The organism is Saccharicrinis fermentans DSM 9555 = JCM 21142 (assembly GCF_000517085.1).
Lineage (GTDB): Bacteria > Bacteroidota > Bacteroidia > Bacteroidales > Marinilabiliaceae > Saccharicrinis > Saccharicrinis fermentans.
The window spans coordinates 4,649,025-4,674,110 of record NZ_KI912107.1; the positions used below are offsets into that span (position 1 = coordinate 4,649,025).

Here is a 25,086-nt window from a genome sequence, read left to right on the forward strand (position 1 = left end):
TCTTGTTAGTGATGAACTTAAGTTTGTAATAAGCCTTAAACATTTACAACAGTACAGCTGTTTGATGTATGTTTTATTTAGCAATTAAATAAATATAGATATGAAGAATATGAAGTTAAGAAAGTACGGCATTGCACTGATGGCATTGTTCTTATTTAGCATTCAAATGAGTGCAAAGGATAATGTTAAGGTGGGGCTTGAGATAGGGGATAAGGCCCCAGATATTAAATTGTTATCGCCCGAAGGTGAGGTGATTGCTCTTTCGTCTCTCAAGGGAAAAATGGTTTTAATTGATTTCTGGGCATCATGGTGTGGACCTTGTCGTCATGAAAATCCTAACGTAGTAGGGGTGTATAATGATTATAAAGACAAGAAATTTGTCAATGGCAAAGGATTTACGGTTTACAGTGTTTCTCTTGATAAGTCAAAGGAGCGTTGGGTTAAAGCCATTGAAGACGATAAGCTCACCTGGACCAACCATGTAAGTGACCTTTTAGGTTGGGGTTCTAAAGCAGCCAAGGTATATGGAGTGAGAGGAATACCTGATAATTTTTTGATTGATGGTGATGGAATTATTGTGGCAAAAAGATTAAGAGGCCCATATTTAGGTGCTGCTCTTAAGAAGCTTGAGAAATAGAGATATCTTTTATCTTACACAAATATATGGCAGTGCATCGAGAGTATGTACTGCCATTGTTAGTTGTATGTATGACATTTTAGTAAAAACATCTTAAAACGCTGTCAATTTGTCCAAAAAAGCAGCGATGGCAAAATTATTGTTAAGCCAAAGCCAAATAAACGAAATAATAATAAAATAATATAATGGCAAACAAAGGATCAAAAAAACATCAGAAGGAGGAAGAAATAGAAGAGAAGGTAACCGCTAATGATACTGATGCACAAGAGGAGCAAGTAGAAGAAACGGTAGAGGAGGGTGTAGATAAGGATGAGAATGAAGAAAACACAGAAGAGCTGTCAGATCAAAGCGAGGAAGAAATGAGTGAAGAAGAAAAGAAAATAGAGGAACTGTCATTAAAAGTTTCTGAATTAAACGATCGGTATCTGCGTTTAACGGCAGAGTATGATAATTACCGTAAACGTACTTTGAAGGAACGTATGGAGTTAATGAAGACTGCCGGAGAAGGACTGTTGAAAGGTCTTTTACCCGTGGTGGATGATTTTGACAGGGCAATTTTGCATTTAGACGAAGCCTCTGATTTGGAAGCTGTAAAAGAAGGCATAGATTTGATCTACAATAAATTTCAGGAGTTTTTAAAACAGAATGGTGTGGTTGAGATTGAAGCCAAAGAAAAAGATTTTGATACAGATTTGCATGAGGCGATTACCAAAATTCCCGCTCCTACAGAGGAGATGAAAGGAAAAGTGATGGACTGCGTTGAGAAAGGTTATATGTTGAATGATAAAGTGATGCGCTTTTCAAAAGTTGTTGTAGGAGAATAAACAGGATCTGATAATTAAGTTATGTCGAAAAGAGATTATTACGAAGTACTAGGAGTATCTAAGAACGCCACAGCGGAGGAAATTAAAAAGGCCTATCGGAAAAAAGCCATCCAATTTCACCCAGATAAGAACCCAGGTGACAAAGCAGCAGAAGAAAAATTTAAAGAGGCTGCCGAAGCTTATGAGGTGTTGAGCGATCAACAAAAGAAATCACGTTACGATCAGTATGGTCATGCAGGTGTTGGTGGAGCTTCCGGCGGTGGTTATGGCGGAGGAGGTATGTCTATGGACGATATTTTCTCGCACTTCGGCGATATATTCGGAGGTGGTGGATTCGGTGGATTTAGTGGTTTTGGTGGTTTTAATGGTGGCGGTGGTCGTCAGCGTGTTAATAAAGGATCTAACCTGCGCGTGAAAGTGACTCTTACCCTGGATGAGATACTAAATGGGGTTGAAAAGAAAATTAAAGTAAAGAAATATGTGCCTTGTAAGCACTGTAAAGGTTCTGGTGCTGATGGTGGTGCTTCGCACAGTACTTGTACTACGTGTAATGGCTCTGGGCAGGTAACCCGAATATCAAATACCATACTGGGACAGATGCAAACCGCATCTACTTGTCCTACTTGTGGAGGAGAAGGTAAAATAATTACCAATAAGTGTAAATATTGTGCAGGAGAAGGTATCGAGAAGGATGAGGAGGTAATTCCTATTAATATACCTGCTGGAGTCGAAGAGGGTATGCAGTTGTCGGTATCTGGTAAAGGTAATGCCGCACGTCGGGGTGGAATCAATGGTGATTTGTTAGTGCTTATACATGAGGAAGAACATCCGGAGTTGGTTCGTGATGGAAGAGACTTGTTATACAACCTTTTTGTTAGTATCCCAGATGCTACCTTAGGTGCGCCAGTAGAAATACCAACACTGGAAGGTCGTGTAAAAGTTAAGATTGAAGCTGGTACACAGCCGGGTAAAGTGTTACGACTTAGAGGTAAGGGATTGCCAGAGGTGAACGCATATGGAAGAGGGGATTTGTTGGTGAAAATAAATGTGTGGATTCCTAAAGACCTTTCTCGTGATGAGAAAAAAGCGCTGGAAAAAATGGCTGAGTCGGATAGTTTTACTCCGAAACCATCATCGCATGAAAAGAATTTTTTTAGTAGAATGAAAGATATGTTTTAGTAAAAAAAAAGCCTCATTTCAAAAATGGGGCTTTTTTTACTAGCACATGTGTTTATTAGATCACCTTTAATTCTTTTCCTATTTTAACAAAGGCATCAATGGCCTTGTCTAAATGTTTTTTCTCGTGTGCTGCTGAAATCTGAATTCTAATTCGTGCTTGTCCTTTGGGTACTACCGGATAATAGAATCCAATAACATAGATACCCTCTGCCAATAGTTTTTCAGCGAATTCTTGCGATAATTTTGCATCGTAAAGCATCAAAGCTACAATGGCAGAATTTGTGGGTTTGATATCGAAGCCAGCTGCCTGTATCCTTTCTTTAAAATAAGCAGCATTTTCAACTACTTTGTCGCGATACTCCGTAGATTCGGTGAGCATATCAAACACTTCAGATGCGGCCCCTACAATGGCTGGAGCCAAGGAGTTAGAAAATAAATAAGGACGAGAACGTTGACGAAGCATATCAATAATTTCTTTTTTGCCACTGGTGAACCCGCCTAAAGCACCACCCAGTGCTTTACCCAGAGTACTGGTGATAATATCAACACGATCCATTACATTGTGGTACTCGTGAGTTCCACGGCCTTTTGTGCCAATAAAACCCGAGGCATGACTGTCGTCTACCATCACCATGCTGTTGTATTTTTCGGCCAAATCACAAATTTCATTTAATTTAGCAATATCGCCGTCCATTGAGAAAACGCCGTCGGTAACGATGATTCTGTAGCGTTGTTTTTGAGATTTTTTAAGTTGCTCCTCCAGATCGGCCATGTTGGCGTGCTTGTATCTGTAACGAGCTGCTTTACACAAGCGAACTCCATCAATAATAGAAGCGTGGTTTAGTTCGTCAGAGATAATGGCATCTTCAGCACCTAATAATGGTTCAAAGACACCACCGTTGGCATCAAAGCATGCCGCATATAATATGGTGTCTTCTGTGCCAAGAAATTTAGCGATCTTTTGTTCCAGTGTTTTATGAATATCTTGTGTGCCACAGATAAAACGGACCGACGACATCCCGTAACCGTGGGTATTCATCACATCCTGCGCCGCTTTTATCACTCGGGGATGCGATGAGAGTCCCAGGTAGTTGTTGGCGCAGAAATTCAATACATGTTCGCCAGTGCTCACTTGAATGTCTGCACCTTGAGCCGTGGTAATAATTCTTTCATTTTTATATAAACCCGATTCTTTGATTTGATCAAGTTCCTGAATAAGGTGATCTTTGAAATCTCCGTACATAGTATTTGATATTAAAGTTTGTTCAAAATTAGAAAGTTCAGGCGGCTAAAAAAATGATTTGTGCAAGGTAATGCAAGTAAAAAAGCAAACAGATGAACGAAGATTTTCGTCTGTTCTATTGAAAGTCTTGTCTTTGAAGCTTTCTTATCAAAGACAGAAAAAACGGTCGTTTTCTTGCAGTCACTATGTATATTCACGAAGGAAAATTATTTACTGTATTTATACGATCAGCCTGTGTTTTTGTCACAATAATTTAAAAAAAATACGTTTGATTGATGGAGATAGAATGAAGCCAGGTGATTGTTTGATTGAACAATGATGCCTTTTGTCTAAAAAACAATTGTCTCAAACAATTAAATATTACTTTTGCCTATAGAGGGGATGTTGAATTACTAAATCACAAGCGTGTTTAAAGCATGTATTTAAAGTCAAGATATAAAGTTAAACTTAGGTTAAAGATAGCATATGTTTTTGTGGGACTGTTTGTTGCTATTACTTTTAGCAGAGCGCAGGATAAATTTGAGGTGGGAGGGTATATGGGCACATCCTATTATATGGGTGATCTGAATCCTCAAAAACAATTTTACCAACCCAGTTTGTCATTTGGAGGGATAGCACGTTATGTACTCAATGATAGATATGCGGTAAAAGGCACCCTTGGAATAGCAGGTTTAAAAGGAAGTTACCCAAATAATAATGTATTGTTTCCCGAAGGTGAAGTGCCTTATTCTTTTGAAAGGAAGGTGGCCGATGGAACGGTACAGATGGAATTTAATTTTAAGTCGTACGATCATCCTTTTGTGAGTACAACTACTTTTACACCGTATATTTCATTGGGCTTTGGTACAAGTGTTTATAAAAGATTTTCGACAGAAACTGGAAATAATTCACAACAAACGGTTTTTATATTATCTTTGCCTTTCGGTATTGGTGCCAAGTATAAAATAAACAGGTGGATAAGGGTTGGAGCGGAGTGGAGTTTCAGAAAAACTTTTGTTGACGATTTAGATGTGGTTGGTTCAGATTTGCCAGTAAATACAGCGGATCCGTATGGATTCGATAATGAAGGAAAAATACATAATAATGATATTTACTCGGTTGCGAGTGTGCATCTGACGTTTAGTTTATTTAGAAGAAAGGCACAGTGTAATAGTGGTTTTTAAAAAAAAGGCAAAGACAAATTATAATATGTCAGTAAAGGATAAACTGATAAAGGAAAGATTGCCCAAGCATGTGGCCATCATCATGGATGGCAATGGACGTTGGGCAAAAAAGAGAGGAAACTCAAGGGTTTTTGGGCATAAGAATGGCGTCAAAGCCGTTCGGGCAGTAACAGAAGCTGCCGCAGAATTGGGTATTGGGTATGTTACATTATATGCTTTTTCCACCGAAAACTGGAACCGTCCCAAACGCGAAGTGGATGCCTTGATGTCGTTGTTGGTTTCTACCATTAGCTCCGAAACAAAAACATTGATGGAAAACAATGTAAAGTTAGGTGTAATTGGTTGTGTGGATACCTTACCCAAAGATGTGCATCGTAAGTTGATGGAGTGCATGGAAAAAACGTCACAAAACAATGGTCTCACCTTAAATTTAGCCTTGAGTTATAGTTCTCGTTGGGAGATTACCGATGCAGTTCGTAAGATAGCACGGATGGTTAAAGATAATGAATTAGAACCTGATGATGTAAATGCCGAGATAATTTCCAATAACTTAACTACTGCCAATATACCCGATCCTGAACTAATGATCAGAACAAGTGGTGAATTACGCATAAGTAACTTTTTGCTTTGGCAGTTGGCTTATGCCGAACTTTATTTTTGTGATACGCTCTGGCCCGACTTTCAGAAGGAAGATTTTTATGAGGCTTTGAATGATTATCAAGGCAGGGAAAGAAGATTTGGAAAAATAAGCGAACAATTAACAAAATAGAAATATTTAGATTCAATATATAATGCTGAAACATTTTACACTTTTCTTTATCATTCTCACTATACTCCCCACTTTATCATTTGCTCAAAATCAGGATAATGTGCCCGTTATAAGCTATTCGGCAACTCCCCGTAAATACGAGATAGCTGAAATTAACGTCACAGGTATCCAAAATTATGATCCAAAAATCCTCGTGAACCTTTCAGGACTTCGGGTTGGACAAAAACTGAATGTTCCAGGTGAAGAAATATCGGAAGCTATTCGAAAATATTGGGAACATGGACTTTTTTCGGATGTGAAAATTGTAGCCACTAAAATTGAATCCGGAAAAATATGGCTCGAAATTCAACTGTTGGAGCGACCTCGTTTGTCAGATATCAATTATTATGGCCTGAAAAAATCGGAAGTTGAAACTGTTTCTGAAAAAGTAGCCATGATGAAAGGAAGTCAAGTAACTCCTTATTTGATTACACGATCTGAGAAATATATTACTGATTATTTTGTGGCCAAAGGCTTTTATAATACTGAGGTTCGTGTAGTACAAAAGGATGATACCACCCAAGTAAACCATGTCTATCTGGATATTACCGTAGATAAAAAAGAGAAAGTAAAGGTTCGTTCTCTTGAGTTTTTAGGTAATACTGTATTTTCAGATAGTAAGTTGAACCGAACCATGAAGAAGACCAATGCTAAAGGAAAAATAAAGAATTTCTTTCGTACCAAAAAGTTTATCAACGAAACTTATCAGGAAGACCTTGTGGCTGTAATAGATAAATACAATGAGTTTGGTTATCGTGATATGATTATCGATTATGACTCCATTGCTAAAAATGATGATAATACAGTAGATATTAAAATTAAGGTTGAAGAAGGAGCTAAGTATTACTTAGGGGATATTTCATGGATTGGAAATAGTATTTACCCTGGGGAGTATCTGAGTGCTATGCTGCGTTTGAAAAAAGGAGATGTTTTTAACCAAAAATTATTGGATGAGCGCTTGTTTCAGGATGATGATGCGGTGCATAATTTATACATGAATAATGGTTACCTGTTTTCGAATATTCAACCTGTTGAAGTAAATGTGTATGGTGATACCATCGATTTAGAGATGAGAGTGTATGAAGGAAAACAAGCTACTATAAATAATATTGTTATTAATGGTAATACCAAAACGCATGAACATGTGGTTCGTCGTGAAGTGCGTACCAAACCGGGACAGTTATTTAGTAAATCAGAATTGATTCGTACCATACGTGAGCTATCACAATTGGGGCATTTTAATCCGGAAAATATCCAACCTGATGTACAACCGAATCCTGAGGATGGTACTGTTGACCTAGTATATAACCTCGAAGAGAAAGCCAACGACCAGATAGAACTTTCAGGAGGTTGGGGAGCAGGTATGTTTGTGGGATCTCTAGGTCTTAAGTTTTCTAACTTCTCTGTTCGTAATATATTTAACAAAGAGTCTTGGCGTCCTTTACCTACAGGTGATGGTCAAACATTGTCCTTAAGGGCGCAGACGAATGGAAAATATTACCAATCATATAGCTTTTCGTTTACCGAGCCTTGGTTGGGAGGGAAAAGACCAAATTCCTTAACCGTTTCGGCTTACCGCTCTATTCAATCGAGTGTTTCGGATAGTTATTATAGTAATTATAACAGTTACTTTAGCAGCGGTTCATATGGGGGCTACGGTAATACTTATGGATATTCACAATATGACGCTTCTGATTTTGATCAGCATATGAAAATATTTGGAATATCAGTTGGTTTTGGAAAACGTTTGACATGGCCTGATGACTGGTTCTCTTTATACGCCGAAGTGAGTTATCAACACTATGACCTACTGGATTGGCAGTATTTTATCATGCAAAATGGAGTGTCACAGAATTTACATTTTAAATTTATTTTTTCACGTAACTCTATTGATAATCCATTGTATACACGTAGAGGATCTAATTTTTCTTTCGGCGTAGAATTTACACCTCCTTATTCGGCCTGGATTGATAAGAATTATAAGAGTCTGTATAATACGACTATCTCTGGGGATACGGATGAGAGAGCTGATGCTCAGGAAGAATTATACGATTATATCGAATATCATAAGTGGACCACCCAAGGATCTATCTTTACCCCTCTTGATAAATCTGAAAAGTTAGTATTGATGGGAAAATACGAGATGGGATTTTTAGGGTATTACAACGAATATGTTCGCTCTCCGTATGAAAAATTTATGCTGGGAGGAGATGGAATGTCGGGCTATAGTATGTATGGTAGCCAAACTGTAGGTTTAAGAGGGTATGAAAATTCATCCTTAACGCCCAGAAACAGATATGGTAGTTATGATGGTAACATCTATAATAAACTCACCTTTGAAATGAGATATCCATTGACCTTACAGCCATCAGCACAGGTGTATGCATTGGGATTTCTCGAGGCCGGTAATGCTTGGAGCGATTTTCAAGATTATAATCCTTTCGACCTAAAACGTTCTGCTGGTGTTGGTGTGCGTATCTTTCTTCCTATCTTTGGTTTGATGGGGATAGATTGGGGTTACGGATTTGATGAAGCACAAGTTCAAGGTTCCAATGGAAGTCAATTCCACTTTGTGATTGGACAGCAATTTTAATTGTGGATTGATTTTTGAGATACAAAAAACTAGATGTAGTGTTTAACCAATAATTATAGACATGAAGAAAATAGTTTTTATTGCGATAATACTTGGAATGAGCTTTGCGCTACAAGCGCAAAAATATGCTTTTGTGGATACTGAGTATATATTAAAGAATATACCAGCATTTGAGGCAGCTAATGAACAATTGAACCAGACTTCGCAGGGCTGGCAGAAAGAAATAGAAGCCATTTATGCAGAGGTGGAAACCATGTATCAGAACTATCAAACTGAGAGTGTGTTTTTGTCGAATGAGATGAAAATTAAAAAAGAAGAAGAAATTGTTGCCAAAGAAAAAGAAGCGCGTCAGCTGCAAACAAAGTACTTTGGACCAGAGGGTGAACTAGGAAAGAAACGCGAAGCGCTTATTAAACCGATCCAAGATGAGATCTATAATTCCATACGTGAGATGGTAGAAGAGGATGGATATGCGGCAATATTTGATAAAGCATCGGGCGGTGTTGTTTTATTTTCCGATTCAAAATACGATATTAGCGACGATGTTTTAGAAAAACTGGGATATAAAAAATAGAAAGTGACATAGGCGCATTGGAGTGTATGTTATATTAATACTTAATTTATGAAACTGATTAAACAACTTTTTATTGGATTGGCTCTGATGGGTAGTACTACCATGGTGTCGGCACAATCCAATTTTAAATTCGGACATGTCAATACAAATGCACTATTGTCAACCATGTCTGAATTGCAAACAATTGACCAGCAGTTAAAAAGCGAATACGAAACGCTGGAAGGACAATTGACTACCATGCAGGAAGATTTGAAAAAACTTCAAACGGATTATCTTACAAAATTACAGGCAGGAACCATGGCTCCAGAAGAAAGAGCTAATCTGGAAACGCAGTTGCAGGAAACAAATGCCAAGGTTCAAAACTTTTATCAGACATCGCAGCAGTCGCTGCAGCAGAAAGAACAGGAACTGAAAAAGCCTATTTATGATAAGGTCAGTAATGCTATTCAGGAAGTGGGAGCTGAAAATGGTTTTCTATATATCTTTGAGGAAGCAGGTGGACTGGCCGTTTATAAGTCTGAAAAAAGTATGGATGTATCAGACTTGGTAAAAAAGAAACTAGGAATTCAATAAAAACAATAGTCGATTAGATAATAAATCTAAGAATAAAAAAAATAAATATATGAAATCGATAAAATTACTATTAGTTGTTGTGGCCATTGTGTTTAGCTCAAGCGCAATTGCTCAAGAGTTAAAATTCGGACATGTTAATATTCAAAAGTTAGTTACTGAACTACCAGAGAAACAAGCTGCCGATAAGAAATTGCAGAGCGAAGCCCAAAAGTTAGAGGAAAACCTGAAGGTGATGAATGAAGAGTTGGAGGCTAAGTACAACGATTACATGGAGAAGAGAGATACTTTACCGGAGCTTATTGTTGCTACCAAAGAAAAAGAGATTCAGGAATTGCAGCAACGTTTGCAAAACTTTAAAATGTTAGCACAGCAAAACCTACAAACACAAGAGCAGCAAATGCTGCAACCTATCATCGAAAAAGTTCAGAAAGCGATTGATGAAGTAGGTGCAGAAAATGGGTTTATTTATATCTTTGATGTGAGTTCAAGGGTTGTTATTTATCACTCAGAGCAGAGTACTGATGTGGAAGAATTGGTGAAAGCTAAATTAGCTGTTTCTGCAAACTAAGAAAAGATATAATATTATATATTTGAAGGATGGTTGTTTGTTACAGCCATCCTTTTTTTTATTTAATAATATGGATACTTTATCAGGGCCAATTGCTGTTTTTGATTCGGGATATGGAGGACTTACCGTATTGGAAAAGTTGCGTAAGCGGATGCCTCAATATGACTTCTTATATCTGGGCGACAATGCCAGATCGCCTTATGGAACCCGTTCTTTTGATGTGGTATATGAATATACCCTGGAGGCCGTCGAAAAACTATTTTCAATGGGTGTACATTTGGTTATTCTGGCTTGTAATACGGCTTCGGCTAAAGCCTTGCGAACGATACAACAAAATGACCTCCCAAGAATTGACCCAAATAGGCGTGTTTTAGGTGTTATCAGACCAAGTGTAGAGGTAATACCCAAGTATACATTGACAAACAAAATAGGGGTGTTGGGAACGCTTGGAACCGTGCAGTCTGATTCTTATCGGATGGAACTGGAAAAGCAATCAAAAAAATTGAAGGTTTATCAAGAGGCTTGTCCTATGTGGGTTCCGCTGGTGGAAAATGGAGAGGCCGAATCGGACGGTGCCGATTTTTTTATAAGAAAACATGTGGATCGATTGCTGGCAATGGATAAGGATATTGATACGGTGATTTTAGGTTGTACTCATTATCCTTTATTGATGAATAAAATAAAGCAGTATCTGCCACATTCTTGTACGATCTTGGCTCAGGGTGATATTGTAGCCCGTAGTTTGGAAGATTATTTGAAGCGTCATCCACAAATGGATGCCCAATGTTCCAAGTCAGGAGAGACTTTATTTTATACCACAGAAAATGTGGATAAGTTTAAACAAACGGCAGGTTACTTTTTGCAGGAAGACATTGAAGTACATCATATACAACTTTGAAGTAGGACGGTTCGGCTAGGGGAGGGCTTTTCTTTTAGCAGGATTGTAAATGGGTTGAAAGAGTGATAAAAGTATTGAGAAGTGATTGTGTATATGAGGTTTCCCCGAATCTTGATGCCGGGGAAACCTGTTAGGTGTTTATGAGCCTTTTGTGTACTACTCTTTATACCAACTGGAGTACATTAAATAGTTATTGGCTATTTTATGAATCATCTCCTTGGTTTGTTCTGGTTCAATATCTTTTACTTTTTTTGCAGGGACACCGGCATAGATGCTGTTAGGTTCTACCTTTGTTTTGCTTAATATTAATGAGTTGGCTGCAATAATCGAGTTTTCTCCGATAACTGCATCATCAAGTATAGTAGCACCCATTCCTACCAGTACATTATTCTCTATCTTAGCACCATGAATGGTGACATTGTGACCTATGGATACATTATCTCCTATTTCGATGGTTGATTTTTGATATAAGGTGTGTAAAACAGAACCATCCTGAATGTTAACCTTGTTGCCTATTCGGATAGAGTTTACATCCCCTCTGAGTACAGCATTAAACCAAACACTGCAGTCGTTACCCATTTCAACGTCTCCAACAATCGTGGCATTTTCGGCCAAAAATACATTCTCACCCATTTTGGGGCTAAATCCTCTTACTTCTTTTATTAGTGCCATTGTATTTATTTTAATGGTTATTGTTTTTACTTAGCAGGATGCAAATTTACGCTTTTTGCCAGCAAATAATATGTTGCTAAGCATTTGTTATATTATCAATAGCTCGCATAATCTGTATATATTGCTTTAGTTATCTTTGAATAAACATGTTTGGATTGGTATTTGTTGCAAGGAAAAAAGAATTTAAAATATTGGTATTCACCTTAAATACTGACGTCTGTCAAGCTTTTGTTATGATATACCGATTACCTTTACTGGTAGTTTAAAGCTAACAAGTTTGTAATGTTGTGTATTTCAAAAAAGTAAATCTTCACTCGTAAATAGAGCGGAGATTGTTTTGTTTGCAGACCTTACGGCTTTATTGAAAAATCCTGATAAAAGTTTTATAAAAATGATGGGCAGAAGTTCAAAAGTAATCGAGAGGGACGAGGTGGTTGTTCGGTTTTCGGGCGACTCAGGTGATGGTATGCAGTTAACCGGAACCTTGTTTTCAAACACTTCCGCGGTTTTTGGAAACGATATTTCAACATTTCCTGATTATCCGGCAGAAATTAGGGCTCCACAGGGCACCATTGGTGGGGTTTCTGGTTTTCAAGTTCATTTTGGCCACACAGAGGTTTACACACCAGGCGATTATGCCGATGTGCTGGTGGCTATGAATCCGGCTGCACTGCGGGCAAATTCAAAGTGGGTGAAACCCGGTGGAACGATTGTTATGGATGTGGATAGTTTTGATGATAAGCATCTGCAAAAAGCTGGTTATCAAACGAATGATCCCATTACAGAAGATAAGCTGGGGGATTATCATATTGTAAAGGCTCCCATTACCACTTTGACTAAAGAGAGTCTGAAGGATATGGGTTTGGATAATAAAAGTATTCTGCGAAGCAAGAATATGTATGCACTAGGTCTAGTGTACTGGTTGTTTGATAGACCATTGGCCCATACCTCGGAGTTTATTAAGAAAAAATTCGCCAAAAACCCTTTGGTGGTAGAGGCCAACCTAAAAGTGCTCAAAGAGGGCTATGATTATGGTGTGATTATTCAGGCGGTGACGCCTTCTTATCATATTAATCCTGCATCCATTAAGAAAGGAAAATATAGAAACTTAAATGGTAACATAGCAGTGGCTTGGGGACTGATTGCTGCAGCGCAAAAAGCCAACCTGGAATTATTTTTGGGTTCTTATCCTATTACACCTGCAACTGAGATTCTGCAGGAATTGTCGGCTCGTAAAGATTTAGGAGTGAAGGTGTTTCAGGCTGAGGATGAAATTGCGGGTATATGTACAGCTATTGGTGCTAGTTTTGCCGGTGACTTGGCGGTGACTTCCACTTCTGGTCCAGGATTGGCATTAAAGGGTGAGGCCATTGGATTGGCTGTTATTGCTGAATTACCACTGGTGATCGTAAATGTTCAGCGTGGTGGTCCATCTACAGGATTGCCAACTAAAACAGAACAAAGTGACTTGATGCAGGCCTTACATGGAAGAAATGGAGAGAGTCCGTGTGTGGTTATGGCTGCATCATCGCCAATTAATTGTTTTGAATATGCCTTTTATGCTGCAAAAATTGCTGTAGAACATATGACACCTGTTATTCTCTTAACGGATGGTTTCCTAGCCAATGGTACACAATCATGGAGAATCCCTGATTTAGCTGACTACCCGGAGATTGTAGCCAAGCGTGTTCCGGAAGAGCAAAAAGAGAATTGGATGCCTTATGTTCGCGATCCGGAATCGTTGGTTCGTAGTTGGGCGCCTGTGGGAACACCGGGGCTGATGCACCGTATTGGAGGTTTGGAAAAAGATGAAGAAACGGGTGGTGTTTCATATGATGCTGAAAATCACCAGAAAATGGTGAATTATCGCCGTGACAAAATAAAAAATATTGAAAATTGTATCCCGGAACAAGATATATTAGGGGATGTAGATAGTCAGGTGTTGGTGATTGGCTGGGGTGGTACCTTTGGTCATCTATTTACTGCGGTAGAGGAACTCCAGAATGAAGGTAAGGGCGTGGCATTGGCACATTTTAATTACATAAATCCAATGCCTAAAAATACACACGATGTGCTTAAAAGATATAAAAAAATATTGGTCTGTGAACTCAATATGGGACAGTTTGCCAATCATTTGCGTATGAATTTTCCTGATATCTTATATCGTCAGTATAATAAGGTACAGGGCTTACCTTTTACCGTTTTGGAATTAAAAGAGCAGTTTAAAAAATTATTGGAGGACTAGCATCATGAGTGAACAATGTGAATTAAAATTTAGCGACTATAAAAGTGATTTAAGTGTAAGGTGGTGTCCTGGCTGTGGTGACCATGCCATTCTTAATTCGGTACAAAAAGCCATGGCTAATTTAAAGGTGAAACCACATGATGTGGCTGTTATTTCTGGAATCGGTTGTTCGTCACGTTTTCCGTATTATATGAATACCTATGGCTTTCATACTATTCATGGTCGAGCAGCAGCTGTGGCTTCGGGTGTGAAGGTGGCCAATCCCGATTTGCATGTATGGGAGATAACGGGTGATGGAGATGCATTGGCCATCGGTGGAAATCATTTTATACATCTTATCCGTAGGAATATAGATATCAATGTTATTTTGTTTAATAATCAGATCTATGGACTAACCAAAGGGCAATATTCTCCTACATCCAAAAGAGGCTTTATATCTAAAACCTCTCCTTTTGGTACGGTGGAAGATCCATTTCGTCCAGGTGAATTGGCGCTGGGTGCCCGTGGACAATTCTTTGCGAGAACAGTGGATAAAGAATTGAAGCTTTCGGTTGAGGTCATGGAGGAAGCAGCTAAGCATAAAGGTACTTCTATTGTTGAGGTCTTACAAAATTGTGTTATATATAATGATCGAACGCATGAGGCTATCACGGATAAAAAGCATAAGTTAGATAGAACCATCATATTAAAGCATGGTGAAAAAATGATCTTTGGTACCAATGGCGATAAGGGATTGGTAATGGATGGTATGGATATAAAGGCTGTTACCATTGGACAGGATGGCTATACTATGGATGATATCTTAGTGCATGATGCTCAAACGCAGCATGTTTCAATGCATCGTAAATTAGCGAATATGGATTACCCGGAATTGCCCGTGGCTTTGGGTGTTATTCGATCTGCCGAAGGACTTAGCTATGATGAGAGCGTTAAAAAACAAGTGGAGGATGTTCAGGAGAAAACCAGTATACATACTTTCGAGGAACTAGTGAACTCCGGTGATGTTTGGGAAGTAAAATGATAACTAAAAATGAAATGGCTTGCCAAGTTCTTTTAGTTGGTGAATTGGGTAATAACTTGTTTAATTGCTTCATAGTGGTCTATGATCAATTTCAACATATGTTTGATGGAACTTTTATCACGCATTATGAAGTTCTAATGGATCATTAAGTTTTTATTAAAAGAGGCTGGCTTTGTGTAAGCTAGCCTCTCATTTTTTTCTGATTGTTCTATTTTATTAAAAACGTACACCTACAGTGATGCCCAGTTGTTCAAATGCTGTATCATATTTTAATTCACCAAAAAACATATTGTAGTTGGTACCAACACCAAGGTCTATACCTACTTCGCTATCGTTGATCTCTCCCCAAAGAACATAGTTGCTATTTGTACCATCATATTTAAGTTTGGTGTGGGAGTAGTTTAATCCTGCCAGGCCATAAATCTTAAATTCGCCTTCTTCGTGAAAATAATAATGGGCATCAGCGTTGAGTTGCCATTGTGTTAATTTATAATCAGCCTCTGAACTTGGGAATACAAAGGTAAATCCGGGTGTTATCGACCAATCTTCGTTAATCTCATATTCTCCCCGCAGATTTATGCCAACGCCCATGCCTCCATCTATGGACCAATCAGTTCCCAGTGTTAGTCCACCACCGTAGTGGATGTTTTCGTTTTGTCCAAAAGAGACTGTCGAAACCATAGTCATTATGACAATTACAAATAATATTTTTTTCATGTTTGTGTTTTTAATTTTTAAATAAAGTTAATATTCAGCGGTGAAAGTATGGAATTATAATTTATTTGTCAAGTGTCGTTATTGAACTAAAATTAGCATATCTTTAGTGTTAGTGAAGTGGCTATTTATTTCTTCGTTTAGAACTTAGGCTGGTGTATAAAATGATTGGTTTTAGCCAACGAATCAGGTATTTTGTGTAATATTAAAATAAGAAGCCGGCTATTCGCCGGCTTAAAATAAATTTTGTATGTATTTGAATTTACTGTGCTACGACAACGAAAAAATTCTTTTTACCTTTTTGAAACAATAGGTATTTATCATTTAAAAGGGAATCTTTATGGATGAGTTCATCAGCTCCAGCTACTTTTTCTTTGTTAAGGCTTACTCCTCCTCCTTTAATTGTTTTGCGTGCTTCACCTTTGGATGGAAATATATTGGTTTGAACAGCCAATAATTCCAGAATATCCACCCCAGAAGTAATTACTTCTTTAGAAATATTAAACTTGGGTACGCCTTCAAAAACAGCCAAAAAAGTATCTTCGTCTAATTTCTTAAGTGCTTCCATGGTTGATTTTCCAAAAAGAATCTGACTGGCTTCTACCGATGCTTCATAGGCTTCTTCTCCGTGAATCATCACAGTTACTTCTTTGGCCAGTCTTTTTTGAAGTGCTCGTGCATGAGGGGCTTCGGCATGTTCTTCAATCAGATTTTGTACTTCTTCTTGTGAAAGTAGCGTAAATATTTTAATGTATTTTTCGGCGTCCGCATCCGATGCGTTGAGCCAAAACTGATAGAACTTATAGGGGCTGGTGCGTTTGGGGTCCAGCCAAATATTACCAGATTCTGTTTTGCCAAATTTGCCTCCATCGGCTTTTGTAATTAAAGGACAAGTCATGGCAAATGCTTTGCCTTCTTCACCTTCTTTGCTCATTCGTCTGATTAACTCGGTGCCGGTGGTAATATTACCCCATTGATCTGAACCTCCCATTTGGAGTTTGCAGCCGTATGTTTTATATAGGTGGTAGAAATCGGTACCTTGAACCAGTTGATAGGTAAACTCAGTGAATGATAGGCCGGCATTGTGTTCTCCGTTAATGCGTTTTTTAACCGAGTCTTTGGCCATCATGTAGTTGACGGTGATGTGCTTGCCAATATCACGTATGAAGCCCAGAAAAGAAAATTCTTTCATCCAGTCATAGTTGTTCACCATAAGGGCTTTGTTTTCAGCATCACTGTCGAAATCCAAAAAACGACTTAATTGGGCTTTTAGGCAATCTTGATTATGACGCAGTGTTGCTTCATCCAACAGGTTGCGTTCATCCGATTTACCAGATGGGTCGCCAATCATTCCTGTTGCTCCCCCTACCAATACAATGGGGCGGTGGCCCGATACCTGCAAATGCTTTAGCATCATTACCGACACCAAGTGCCCAATATGAAGAGAATCAGCGGTGGGGTCAATGCCTACGTATGCAGTGGTCATTTCTTTTTGTAATTGCTCTTCGGTTCCGGGCATCATATCGTGAATCATGCCGCGCCATTTCAGTTCTTCAACAAAGTTCATGGTTCTATAATTGAATGTTTTAATATCTGTTTTTTGTGAAAGTCCAAAGATAATAAACTTTGTAGAATGGATGTCAATATATGAATTCAAACATTCCAAAGGATATGTGAGTGCCGATCGTGTTTAATAGGCAGACCGTTATGACTATTGAATTGTATGTGCTTTTTGATGCTCACATGTGGGTAAGCAATGATGTGTCATGGGAGATGCTTACACCTCTGCTTTGGTGGCATCATTCATTGTGTCACGAATTTTATCCTTGTCAAAATTTAAATAAGGAAATAACTTGGGGGCAAAATTAGAAAGAGGTTTATAGGCAATAGAACTGTCTTTGGTTTCCTGTGGAATTAAGTTTAGTGTATTGTCAAAAGAACTAAAAATAGCCAGTAGAATACTCAAAATGAAAGCATATTTAATAAAGGCAAAAGCAGATCCAAATATGCGATTAACAAGACCGAGGGCGATTGCTTTTATCAGTCGGTCAACTACTTTTGCAAGCATGTGTATGGCGATAACAATTAACACAAAGGTTACCAAAAATGAGATAATGCCAATGTAGTTGCTGGAGAAATGTTGAAGTAACCACTTTTCGGTGAGACCTGAAAACTTTATAGCACCTAGTACGCCTAACACTAAAGCTGCCAAAGAGGCAAACTCTATAATAAAACCGTTTTTAAATCCTTTTATGATGGCAAACAATAATATAATGCCAATTATAATATCAAAATAATTCATTTTTCCTTGCTGTTTAATTGTTCCCGCCCCTTAGTTTGGCTAAAATAGCAATTCATACGTTTTATTACGCAAATGACCATGATAATTATTCAGGAAAATATATATATTTATCTTTTAAAATAATATTGTATGCCAATTCTAAATTCTATTATATCATTAGTTAATTTACGTAGGCTCTCACAGATTGATCATTTCAAATCAAACCCTGAAGAAGTTCAGAAAGGACAGTTGATGGAGTTGGTAAAAAAAGCGAGTTCAACGGAGCTGGGTAGGTACTATGATTTTGCTTCCATAAAATCGATTAAAGATTTTCAGGAGCGCGTTCCTGTTCAAAAGTATGAACAGATGGAAACAGTGATTGATAAAATACGCCATGGTGATAAAAATGTTCTTTGGCCTGGTGAAATTAAGTGGTTTGCCAAATCTTCAGGAACCACTTCTTCTAAAAGTAAGTTTATTCCGGTCTCAAAAGAGGCCTTGGAAGATTGTCACTTTAGGGGAGGAAAGGATGTATTGGCCATTTATAATAGGCTGTATCCTGAAACGGAAATTTTTTCCGGAAAAGGTTTGACACTGGGAGGAAGCCAGCAATTGAATAAGTATAATAGCGATTCGTTTTATGGTGACCTGTCGGCCATACTCATTGGTAACCTTCCCTTTTGGGTTCATTTTATACGTACCCCGGATCAGTCTATCGCGCTGATGGATAAATGGGAGGAGAAACTCATTAAGATGACCGAGGCTACAATTAACGAGAATGTTACTTCACTCACCGGGGTGCCTTCATGGTTTTTGGTCCTAATAAAACATTTGCTGGAATTTTCTGGTAAGAGTAATTTATTGGATATTTGGCCTAATCTTGAATTATTTATTCACGGAGGTATTAATTTCGGTCCTTACCGCGAACAATACCGAAAGATTATTCCTTCAGATCGGATGCATTACATGGAAACTTATAATGCGTCGGAGGGTTTCTTTGCTATTCAGGACGATCCTAATTCAAGTTCAATGTTGCTTATGCTGGATTATGGTATCTTCTATGAGTTTATACCTACCGACGAATGGGGAAAGGATTATCCCAAAGCATTGACTATTGAAGATGTGGAGTTGAATACTAATTATGCTATTGTAATTTCTACCAATGGCGGACTGTGGCGTTATGTGGTGGGTGATACCATACAATTTACCTCTAAGTATCCCCACAAAATTGTTATTACAGGTAGAACGAAACATTTTATCAATGCCTTTGGTGAGGAAGTAATTGTTGACAATTCAGATAAAGCCATTGATCATGCTTGTAAAAAAACCGGCGCTATCATTAAAGAATATACTGCGGCTCCTATGTATATGAGTACGGAGGAGAAGGGGAGGCATCAATGGATTATTGAGTTTGAAAAAGAGCCTAAAGATTTAGCGTTGTTTTCTCATGAGTTAGATAAGGAATTACAGTCCATCAATTCAGATTATGAGGCTAAGCGGTATAAGGATATCACCCTAGAGTTCCCGCAGGTTGTTGTGGGTAGGAAAAACCTGTTTTTCGATTGGATGAAGAAGCATAATAAGCTAGGTGGACAAAATAAGGTGCCTCGTCTTTCCAATAACAGGGATCTAATCGAAGAACTAATGGCTATCAATCAAAAAAGGTGATCTCCTGATGTTTTTTGCATTTTTTGTGCGGCTATTTTTATATTTTTGAACCAAATTAACCTAATAAATCGATTACAAATGCATATCGCAATAGCAGGAAATATAGGGTCTGGAAAAACGACGCTGACTAGTTTACTTTCAAAACATTATGGATGGGAGGCGCATTATGAAGAAGTAGATGATAACCCTTATCTGGCTGATTTTTATGAGGATATGCAACGGTGGTCGTTTAATCTCCAGGTGTATTTTTTGAATAGTCGTTTTTCGCAAGTAAATGATATTCGAAAAATGGGCAAAACAGTTATTCAGGATAGAACTATCTATGAAGATGCTTATATTTTTGCACCCAACTTGTATGATATGGGCTTGATGAGTAAGCGTGATTTTGATAATTATACTTCTCTCTTTGAATTGATGAGTAGCCTTGTTCAGGCTCCTGATTTATTGATTTATTTAAGGGCCTCGGTTCCTAAATTGGTTGAACAAATACAAAGTCGTGGACGAGAATATGAGAGTGGCATACGACTGGATTACCTGAAGCGTTTGAATGAACGTTATGAGGCCTGGATTGAGCAATATACCCAAGGAAAGCTGCTTATAGTGGATGTAAATGAATATAATTTTATCAAGAATAAAACGGATTTAAGTTCTATTATCGATAAGGTTGATACGCATGTAAATGGTTTATTCTGATGTGGCTATCTATCTTGCTCTGAAATATAGTTTAGCAGATAGACTCCAATGGTTTTGTTGACCGTGTGGGTTGATGGTTACGTCATCTTCAGGAAAATACTCGGCTTCTATGTTGGGAATAATCGTATATCGAATGCTTAATGTGGCAAATTGTTCTCCTATTAAATTGAATAGGATACCTGCTTCTGGTCCAAAGCCGGCATGAAGTGTGTTGCTCGTGTAGCTTACCGAGGCATCGTTAATGGAGCCGGTGTAATTGGAGTCAAAATCAACAGTGTTGCGTAAGTAATAAAGGCCGAAGGCTACGCCCATATAAGGTCTTATTTTTTCATCGTTGAAATAAAAATTGCCCTGGGCTGTTAGTTTGGTCATTTTGTAGTTCACTTTTATATTTCCCCTCCTGCTTTGATTCCATGTGTCTTTATCCTTGGGTAAATATGCGTAGCCTAATTCTGAGCCTAGTGATAGGAGAGGGTTGAAAAACCAGAGGGTGTTTATGCTGATGCCTCCTCCTGTGTTGGCCACATCGTTGAAGCCAAAATGATCCTTGTCAAAACCATTGCTAGGACTAATGAGAGATAATCCGCCGCCGATAAAGAGTCCGTTTTGGCTGTGGGAGGCGATGGTTATAAGAAGAAATAATGCAAAAAAAGAAATGCGTTTCATGATTATTGAGTGGATGCCAATTTTTTTTGCGAAGATAAGGGTTTTATATGAAGTACTTACAAGGTTAATGTGAGATAATTGAGGAAAAGTGTTTGTTTAAACAATACTTTTCTCTATATTTGCATCCGCAAAAATGTTAGTAATGACATTTGCCCAGATGGCGGAATTGGTAGACGCGCTGGTCTCAAACACCAGTGGGGCAACCCGTGCCGGTTCGATCCCGGCTCTGGGTACAGACAGAAAGCCTGATAGTATGACTATCAGGCTTTTGTATTTTAATAAGGGAGTAAAAGCATAAGGGCACTATGAAAATATACTCCTTCATTTTTGGATTTAGTTTGATAGTATCTTCTTTAAATAATTTTTTCTAAAATTTACCGTAATAAAATTATGAAGTTTTAATGATTTTGCGACGTGCTCTTTTGTTGAACCTTTAAATCCAGAACTTATTAAAAGGTGGTATTGTTACTATTGATGCAATGGGCACACAAACAGAAATTGCAAAAAAAATCGTGGACAACCAAGTGGATTATATATTGTCATTGACAAGGTAATCAGAAAAATTTTCTTGAAGAAGTAGAGAGTGTTTTTAAGGTGCAAAAAACAGATTCAATCTCAGAACAGACAGAAAAAGGTCACGGACAAATGGAGACATGGAAGTACAAGGTGTTGACCGACCTCTCCCAAGTCGAAGGGACTGAAAAGTGGAAAAATATTCAGACTCTTGTCAGGGTTATTCCGCAAAGGATTTTTTCCAACAAAACCACAACAGAAAATCGGTATTATATAAGCAGCATAAACTTAAGCGCCGACAAATTTAACGAATGTATCAGGGCACATTGGGGCGTCGAGAACAATGTACATTAGGTACTTGACATGACTCTTAACGAAGATTATTCGCGAAAAAGAACCAACAACGCAGCTCAAAATTTTTCCTTAATCAATAAGATTGCATTAAACCTATTAAAGAAGCAAATTAAAGGCAAGCTTCAAAAATAACTGAATGAGGGCGTGATGGGACGATGACTTTTTGTTGAAAACTTTAACAATTTAAATGCGTTGACCCTGGCACCTATTGCAATCTCTAGCAAGGTTCTTTTTCCTAATAGTAGATTTGTCGTGACCACATTTGGTAAATATAAAGCCATCAGACCACTTAAATCCGACAAGTATGTTAAACATGCTTTATCATCATTAAATGTATCTGCAAACTCAAGTATATTTTCGCCTTTAAACATTGTAGGTAAGTTTTTTCACACTAACATAAGTATTTATTTGTAGACCACAATTGTTTTTATAACTTGTACTTTATCAGTAATATTATTTAACTTGTATTCCGAATAAACATAAACTATGATTCGATATTTTTTTAAAATCAGCTACCTAAATATATTATTTATAGTTAAAGGAGATAAATAACAATTAAACCTAACAGCATGAAATAAACATGCTTTTTTTGCCAGGAATAAAAAAAACTCAAACATTTATTCTAAGCTGATTAATTCATAAACTTAAAATTTGCCTATTTTTCGAGTAACAATTTCTTATTTTTGGTGTGTTTTACTGTATAACGTAATAGTTAGTCTCGGCAAGAAAACTCATGTTTTCAAAAATAGGCGAGTAGAATATCGCCAAACGTGAACTTTATTTTTGTTGATGATGGTGATTTTATGTGTCAAAGCTGAGTTTTATAGCAAAACACGCCCCTGCGTATAATATTTTGCCAATTTTGTTGACTATTGGACGTAACTCTTCCTTTTACGTTATGCAAAACACATATATTCAAAACATTACTAGGCTGCCAATTTGTACTGCTCGCCTGTATTGGAACTACTCCGTGCTCGATGGATTAATTCGGTACCAATCTTTCTTAGATTGTAGGCGCAAACGGCCAAGCCAACATACCTTTTGAAGTTGTGGTATCCGCGATCCGGACAGCGATCTAGTCCCCTGTGCTCCGACTCGTTAATGTTTGATTCGATGGCGCTATGTTTGTTGCGCAGCTTCTTGAAAACGGTTTGACGCTCCTGCTCTGCTTCTTCTTGGTTACATTTGCCTTCCTTGGGAAGCACAAGGTTCTTAACCGATCCCAACAATAATGTTTTATTGTTTTTGTTCCAATATTCCTTATCGAAACTCCAACTTTCTATTGTAAACTGTTTCGATAGTCTTTTTGTTAACTGCGGAACAATCTCTGAATCAGATTCATGATCCATTATCTGGTAATCGACAATTAAATTAAACTGGTCGGTGGTTATTCCTGCTTTTTTGCCCAGTTCGATATTCAGACGCATTTTACCTTTGGTCACCCATTCGGTATATTCTTCGAATATGGAAAACATTTTCTTTCTTTTTCGAGCGTATCGCCTTGTCCAATATATCAAAGACCTTCTCGTTCCAGTTTGGGTTGGCAAATATTTCTTTTAACGCAGCGCATAGTCCGGGTAGAGCCCCGCTTCTTTTTGCTGTCGGTATGATCGTTTCTTGAATTGGAAGACTTCCCAGTTTCAATTGTTGTTCGAATCTTTTTCTCATGCTTGAACCTCTTTGTGCTTTAGCTCCGAAATAATCGAATTTAAAACCATTAATAGGTTGAATACCTGCAAAATAACCTAACTACACAAACTATATTCGCTAAAGATTCAACAAGTTTTCAATATCAAGAAACAGATTTACAATGGATTATACGTTTTCTTGCAAGGACTAGTTAGCAATTTTTTTTGGTTATTGCCACTCGTCAACCGCAGCCTTTTTTTCGGTGTTGGACAACCAAGGTTTTTTGCTTTAATGGTAAATTGTTGGTCTATGCTCAGATTAGTGATAAATTTTAAACCAGTTAATTCTTCCAATCGTCCCATGCTCGTAAGATATAGTCTGTAGTCTTTTTCTGTTTTGGGGATGATATTGGGGAATAAAAAAGACAATGTTTTTATACCTGTGTCCGTTTCTCTAATTATAATCTTATATAATGCATCCGGGATGGCAGCTTTTACTTCATCCGCTTCGCCAAGCCACATTGCAGGTGATTGACTAAAGAAAACAGGGCCGCATACAACCCAAATACTATTGTATTCATCTGCCCAATGATTTGTTTTTTCTTCGAGGGCCTTCCAAATTCCATTATTTTGCCATTGAAGCTGCGGTACGGCATTCAGCACTGTATGTGTATTATAGCCCGCTTCCATAGATATGCGGTCGGCAGCATCCTTATTACATAAATGACCCCGCACATATCTGTAATCAATTTTTACTTCGTTAAGTTTCCGTGTTCCCGATACAGCATAGGTAGCATCATTAGGAACTATTCCTTGTTTGTGCAAGTTGTCATCTGTCATCCATTGAGGTCGATGGTATTTTTCAATTTTAAATGTCGCTTTTTGCACTTCATAGCTAACCCATTCAGGTATTGCCCAAGTATCTCCTTTGCCATCGGCGTTGTTGTCGTCATTTGAATCAAATGATGTTGTGTAAGCCGCGAATTTAAAAATTAAATCAGATGGTTCGGTGGTGTATTTTGTGTGGTTGTGTCCATTTTTTAAGTTAATTGCTTTGTATCTTTTGCCAACCGGTGATTGTGCAAAAGTAATGCTAGTTACTAATAGGATAACAGAAAGAATGAAGTGCTTCATCGTTTTTCTTTTAATTAGAGACGCAATGTAAGATAAACGAAGCGAAATAGAAAGAATTTTGTGTTCGCGATCCATGAAAATGTGTCATAAAAAAGAGGCTTACAAATTTTTGTAAGCCTCTTTTTTTGTTGTCCCATTAGGGCTCGAACCTAAACTCTTCTGGACCAAAACCAGACGTGTTGCCAATTACACCATGGGACAATCCTCATATCTTTCTTTTTGAAAGCGATGCAAAAGTACAGCTTTTTTTAAAACCCACAAATATTTTTTTATTTTTTTTTCAGTACCTGAAAATTAACCTTCAAAATTTTAAATTTATCCTCCTGAATCTCTTATGTTTAAAGACTATAGAGGGCAGTAATTTTTTTTTATCTGTTGATATTATTCATTAATCTCGTTATAAAAGAAGTCGGAAATACACATTTATTGGGTATACT

Annotated in this window: 24 protein-coding genes, 2 tRNA genes and 1 pseudogene; 16 read left to right on the plus strand and 11 right to left on the minus strand. The window is 37.8% G+C overall.

All coding sequences use genetic code 11. The annotated features are described in order from the left end of the window. Positions 1-100 precede the first annotated feature (100 nt). The 3 genes from CYTFE_RS0119010 to dnaJ all read left to right on the plus strand — a co-directional run bounded on the left by CYTFE_RS0119010 (position 101) and on the right by dnaJ (position 2,640). Positions 101-637 carry a peroxiredoxin family protein gene (locus tag CYTFE_RS0119010; RefSeq protein ID WP_200871437.1) on the plus strand — a complete coding sequence of 179 codons (537 nt, stop codon included), beginning with the start codon at positions 101-103 and terminating at the stop codon, positions 635-637. Between the two features lie 185 nt (positions 638-822). Then, the gene (locus tag CYTFE_RS0119015) at positions 823-1,461 is read left to right on the plus strand and encodes a nucleotide exchange factor GrpE (RefSeq protein WP_044214104.1); all 639 of its coding nucleotides are present in this window, start codon (positions 823-825) and stop codon (positions 1,459-1,461) included. 21 nt (positions 1,462-1,482) lie between these two features. Next, complete coding sequence (gene dnaJ, locus CYTFE_RS0119020; protein ID WP_027473112.1) at positions 1,483-2,640, plus strand: molecular chaperone DnaJ; 1,158 nt, start codon at positions 1,483-1,485, stop codon at positions 2,638-2,640. A gap of 55 nt (positions 2,641-2,695) precedes the next feature. On the opposite strand, the gene kbl is transcribed toward dnaJ, so the two are convergent. Further along, positions 2,696-3,883, minus strand: coding sequence for a glycine C-acetyltransferase (kbl, locus tag CYTFE_RS0119025; RefSeq protein ID WP_027473113.1), 1,188 nt, complete (start codon positions 3,881-3,883; stop codon positions 2,696-2,698). 416 nt (positions 3,884-4,299) lie between these two features. On the opposite strand from kbl, the gene porG reads away from it, so the two are divergent. From porG to murI, 7 genes are all read left to right on the plus strand, one after another. Further along, entirely contained in the window at positions 4,300-5,046 is a 747-nt protein-coding gene (porG, locus tag CYTFE_RS0119030; RefSeq protein ID WP_052343307.1) for a type IX secretion system protein PorG, read from the plus strand. Then, on the plus strand, positions 5,036-5,815 hold the full coding sequence (locus CYTFE_RS0119035; protein ID WP_262505166.1) for an isoprenyl transferase: 780 nt from the start codon (positions 5,036-5,038) through the stop codon (positions 5,813-5,815). Before porG ends, CYTFE_RS0119035 begins: the two co-directional genes overlap by 11 nt. A 22-nt stretch (positions 5,816-5,837) precedes the next feature. Beyond that, a complete protein-coding gene (locus tag CYTFE_RS0119040; protein WP_027473116.1) occupies positions 5,838-8,447 on the plus strand; it encodes a BamA/OMP85 family outer membrane protein in 2,610 nt (869 codons plus the stop codon). Positions 8,448-8,508: 61 nt separating this feature from the next. Then, positions 8,509-9,021 (plus strand): OmpH family outer membrane protein, encoded by a 513-nt coding sequence (locus CYTFE_RS0119045; RefSeq protein ID WP_027473117.1) that lies wholly within the window; start codon positions 8,509-8,511, stop codon positions 9,019-9,021. A gap of 48 nt (positions 9,022-9,069) precedes the next feature. After that, positions 9,070-9,594: an OmpH family outer membrane protein gene (locus tag CYTFE_RS0119050; protein ID WP_027473118.1), complete on the plus strand. Its 525-nt coding sequence runs from the start codon at positions 9,070-9,072 to the stop codon at positions 9,592-9,594. A 49-nt stretch (positions 9,595-9,643) separates the two neighbouring features. Continuing rightward, positions 9,644-10,162, plus strand: a complete 519-nt coding sequence (locus tag CYTFE_RS0119055; RefSeq protein WP_027473119.1) for an OmpH family outer membrane protein — start codon at positions 9,644-9,646, stop codon at positions 10,160-10,162. 70 nt (positions 10,163-10,232) lie between these two features. Next, positions 10,233-11,060, plus strand: a complete 828-nt coding sequence (gene murI, locus CYTFE_RS0119060) for a glutamate racemase (protein WP_027473120.1) — start codon at positions 10,233-10,235, stop codon at positions 11,058-11,060. 156 nt (positions 11,061-11,216) lie between these two features. On the opposite strand, the gene CYTFE_RS0119065 is transcribed toward murI, so the two are convergent. Continuing rightward, complete coding sequence (locus tag CYTFE_RS0119065) at positions 11,217-11,732, minus strand: gamma carbonic anhydrase family protein (RefSeq protein WP_027473121.1); 516 nt, start codon at positions 11,730-11,732, stop codon at positions 11,217-11,219. A 391-nt stretch (positions 11,733-12,123) separates the two neighbouring features. On the opposite strand from CYTFE_RS0119065, the gene CYTFE_RS0119070 reads away from it, so the two are divergent. After that, on the plus strand, positions 12,124-13,977 hold the full coding sequence (locus tag CYTFE_RS0119070) for a 2-oxoacid:acceptor oxidoreductase subunit alpha (RefSeq protein WP_235208323.1): 1,854 nt from the start codon (positions 12,124-12,126) through the stop codon (positions 13,975-13,977). A 4-nt stretch (positions 13,978-13,981) separates the two neighbouring features. Beyond that, positions 13,982-14,998: a 2-oxoacid:ferredoxin oxidoreductase subunit beta gene (locus CYTFE_RS0119075; protein WP_044214105.1), complete on the plus strand. Its 1,017-nt coding sequence runs from the start codon at positions 13,982-13,984 to the stop codon at positions 14,996-14,998. Between the two features lie 216 nt (positions 14,999-15,214). On the opposite strand, the gene CYTFE_RS0119085 is transcribed toward CYTFE_RS0119075, so the two are convergent. From CYTFE_RS0119085 to CYTFE_RS0119095, 3 genes are all read right to left on the minus strand, one after another. After that, on the minus strand, positions 15,215-15,715 hold the full coding sequence (locus CYTFE_RS0119085; protein WP_027473124.1) for an outer membrane beta-barrel protein: 501 nt from the start codon (positions 15,713-15,715) through the stop codon (positions 15,215-15,217). Positions 15,716-15,974: 259 nt separating this feature from the next. Next, positions 15,975-17,279, minus strand: coding sequence for a tyrosine--tRNA ligase (gene tyrS / locus CYTFE_RS0119090; protein ID WP_027473125.1), 1,305 nt, complete (start codon positions 17,277-17,279; stop codon positions 15,975-15,977). A 210-nt stretch (positions 17,280-17,489) separates the two neighbouring features. Then, positions 17,490-18,014 carry a CvpA family protein gene (locus CYTFE_RS0119095; protein WP_027473126.1) on the minus strand — a complete coding sequence of 175 codons (525 nt, stop codon included), beginning with the start codon at positions 18,012-18,014 and terminating at the stop codon, positions 17,490-17,492. 129 nt (positions 18,015-18,143) lie between these two features. Here CYTFE_RS0119095 and CYTFE_RS0119100 point away from each other — a divergent pair, with 129 nt between their 5' ends. Both CYTFE_RS0119100 and CYTFE_RS0119105 read left to right on the plus strand, forming a co-directional pair. Further along, complete coding sequence (locus CYTFE_RS0119100; protein WP_027473127.1) at positions 18,144-19,661, plus strand: GH3 auxin-responsive promoter family protein; 1,518 nt, start codon at positions 18,144-18,146, stop codon at positions 19,659-19,661. 78 nt (positions 19,662-19,739) lie between these two features. Then, positions 19,740-20,354 carry a deoxynucleoside kinase gene (locus CYTFE_RS0119105; RefSeq protein ID WP_027473128.1) on the plus strand — a complete coding sequence of 205 codons (615 nt, stop codon included), beginning with the start codon at positions 19,740-19,742 and terminating at the stop codon, positions 20,352-20,354. A 9-nt stretch (positions 20,355-20,363) separates the two neighbouring features. Here CYTFE_RS0119105 and CYTFE_RS0119110 read toward each other — a convergent pair whose 3' ends face one another. Next, positions 20,364-21,020: a porin family protein gene (locus CYTFE_RS0119110; RefSeq protein WP_027473129.1), complete on the minus strand. Its 657-nt coding sequence runs from the start codon at positions 21,018-21,020 to the stop codon at positions 20,364-20,366. 151 nt (positions 21,021-21,171) lie between these two features. On the opposite strand from CYTFE_RS0119110, the gene CYTFE_RS0119115 reads away from it, so the two are divergent. Next, positions 21,172-21,253 (plus strand) — tRNA-Leu (locus tag CYTFE_RS0119115). 328 nt (positions 21,254-21,581) lie between these two features. Beyond that, a pseudogene (locus tag CYTFE_RS32040) lies at positions 21,582-21,887 on the plus strand (ISAs1 family transposase); the annotation flags it as partial. Between the two features lie 122 nt (positions 21,888-22,009). Here the strand turns inward: CYTFE_RS32040 and CYTFE_RS0119130 are convergent. The 5 genes from CYTFE_RS0119130 to CYTFE_RS0119145 all read right to left on the minus strand — a co-directional run bounded on the left by CYTFE_RS0119130 (position 22,010) and on the right by CYTFE_RS0119145 (position 24,850). Further along, a complete protein-coding gene (locus CYTFE_RS0119130; protein WP_027473131.1) occupies positions 22,010-22,258 on the minus strand; it encodes a hypothetical protein in 249 nt (82 codons plus the stop codon). Between the two features lie 555 nt (positions 22,259-22,813). Beyond that, positions 22,814-23,362 (minus strand): hypothetical protein, encoded by a 549-nt coding sequence (locus CYTFE_RS27300; protein WP_154665701.1) that lies wholly within the window; start codon positions 23,360-23,362, stop codon positions 22,814-22,816. After that, positions 23,316-23,555, minus strand: coding sequence for a hypothetical protein (locus CYTFE_RS29020; RefSeq protein WP_052343309.1), 240 nt, complete (start codon positions 23,553-23,555; stop codon positions 23,316-23,318). Before CYTFE_RS29020 ends, CYTFE_RS27300 begins: the two co-directional genes overlap by 47 nt. A 137-nt stretch (positions 23,556-23,692) precedes the next feature. Further along, positions 23,693-24,649, minus strand: coding sequence for a DNA/RNA non-specific endonuclease (locus CYTFE_RS0119140; protein WP_044262920.1), 957 nt, complete (start codon positions 24,647-24,649; stop codon positions 23,693-23,695). A gap of 128 nt (positions 24,650-24,777) precedes the next feature. Then, positions 24,778-24,850 (minus strand) — tRNA-Gln (locus tag CYTFE_RS0119145). Positions 24,851-25,086 lie beyond the last annotated feature (236 nt).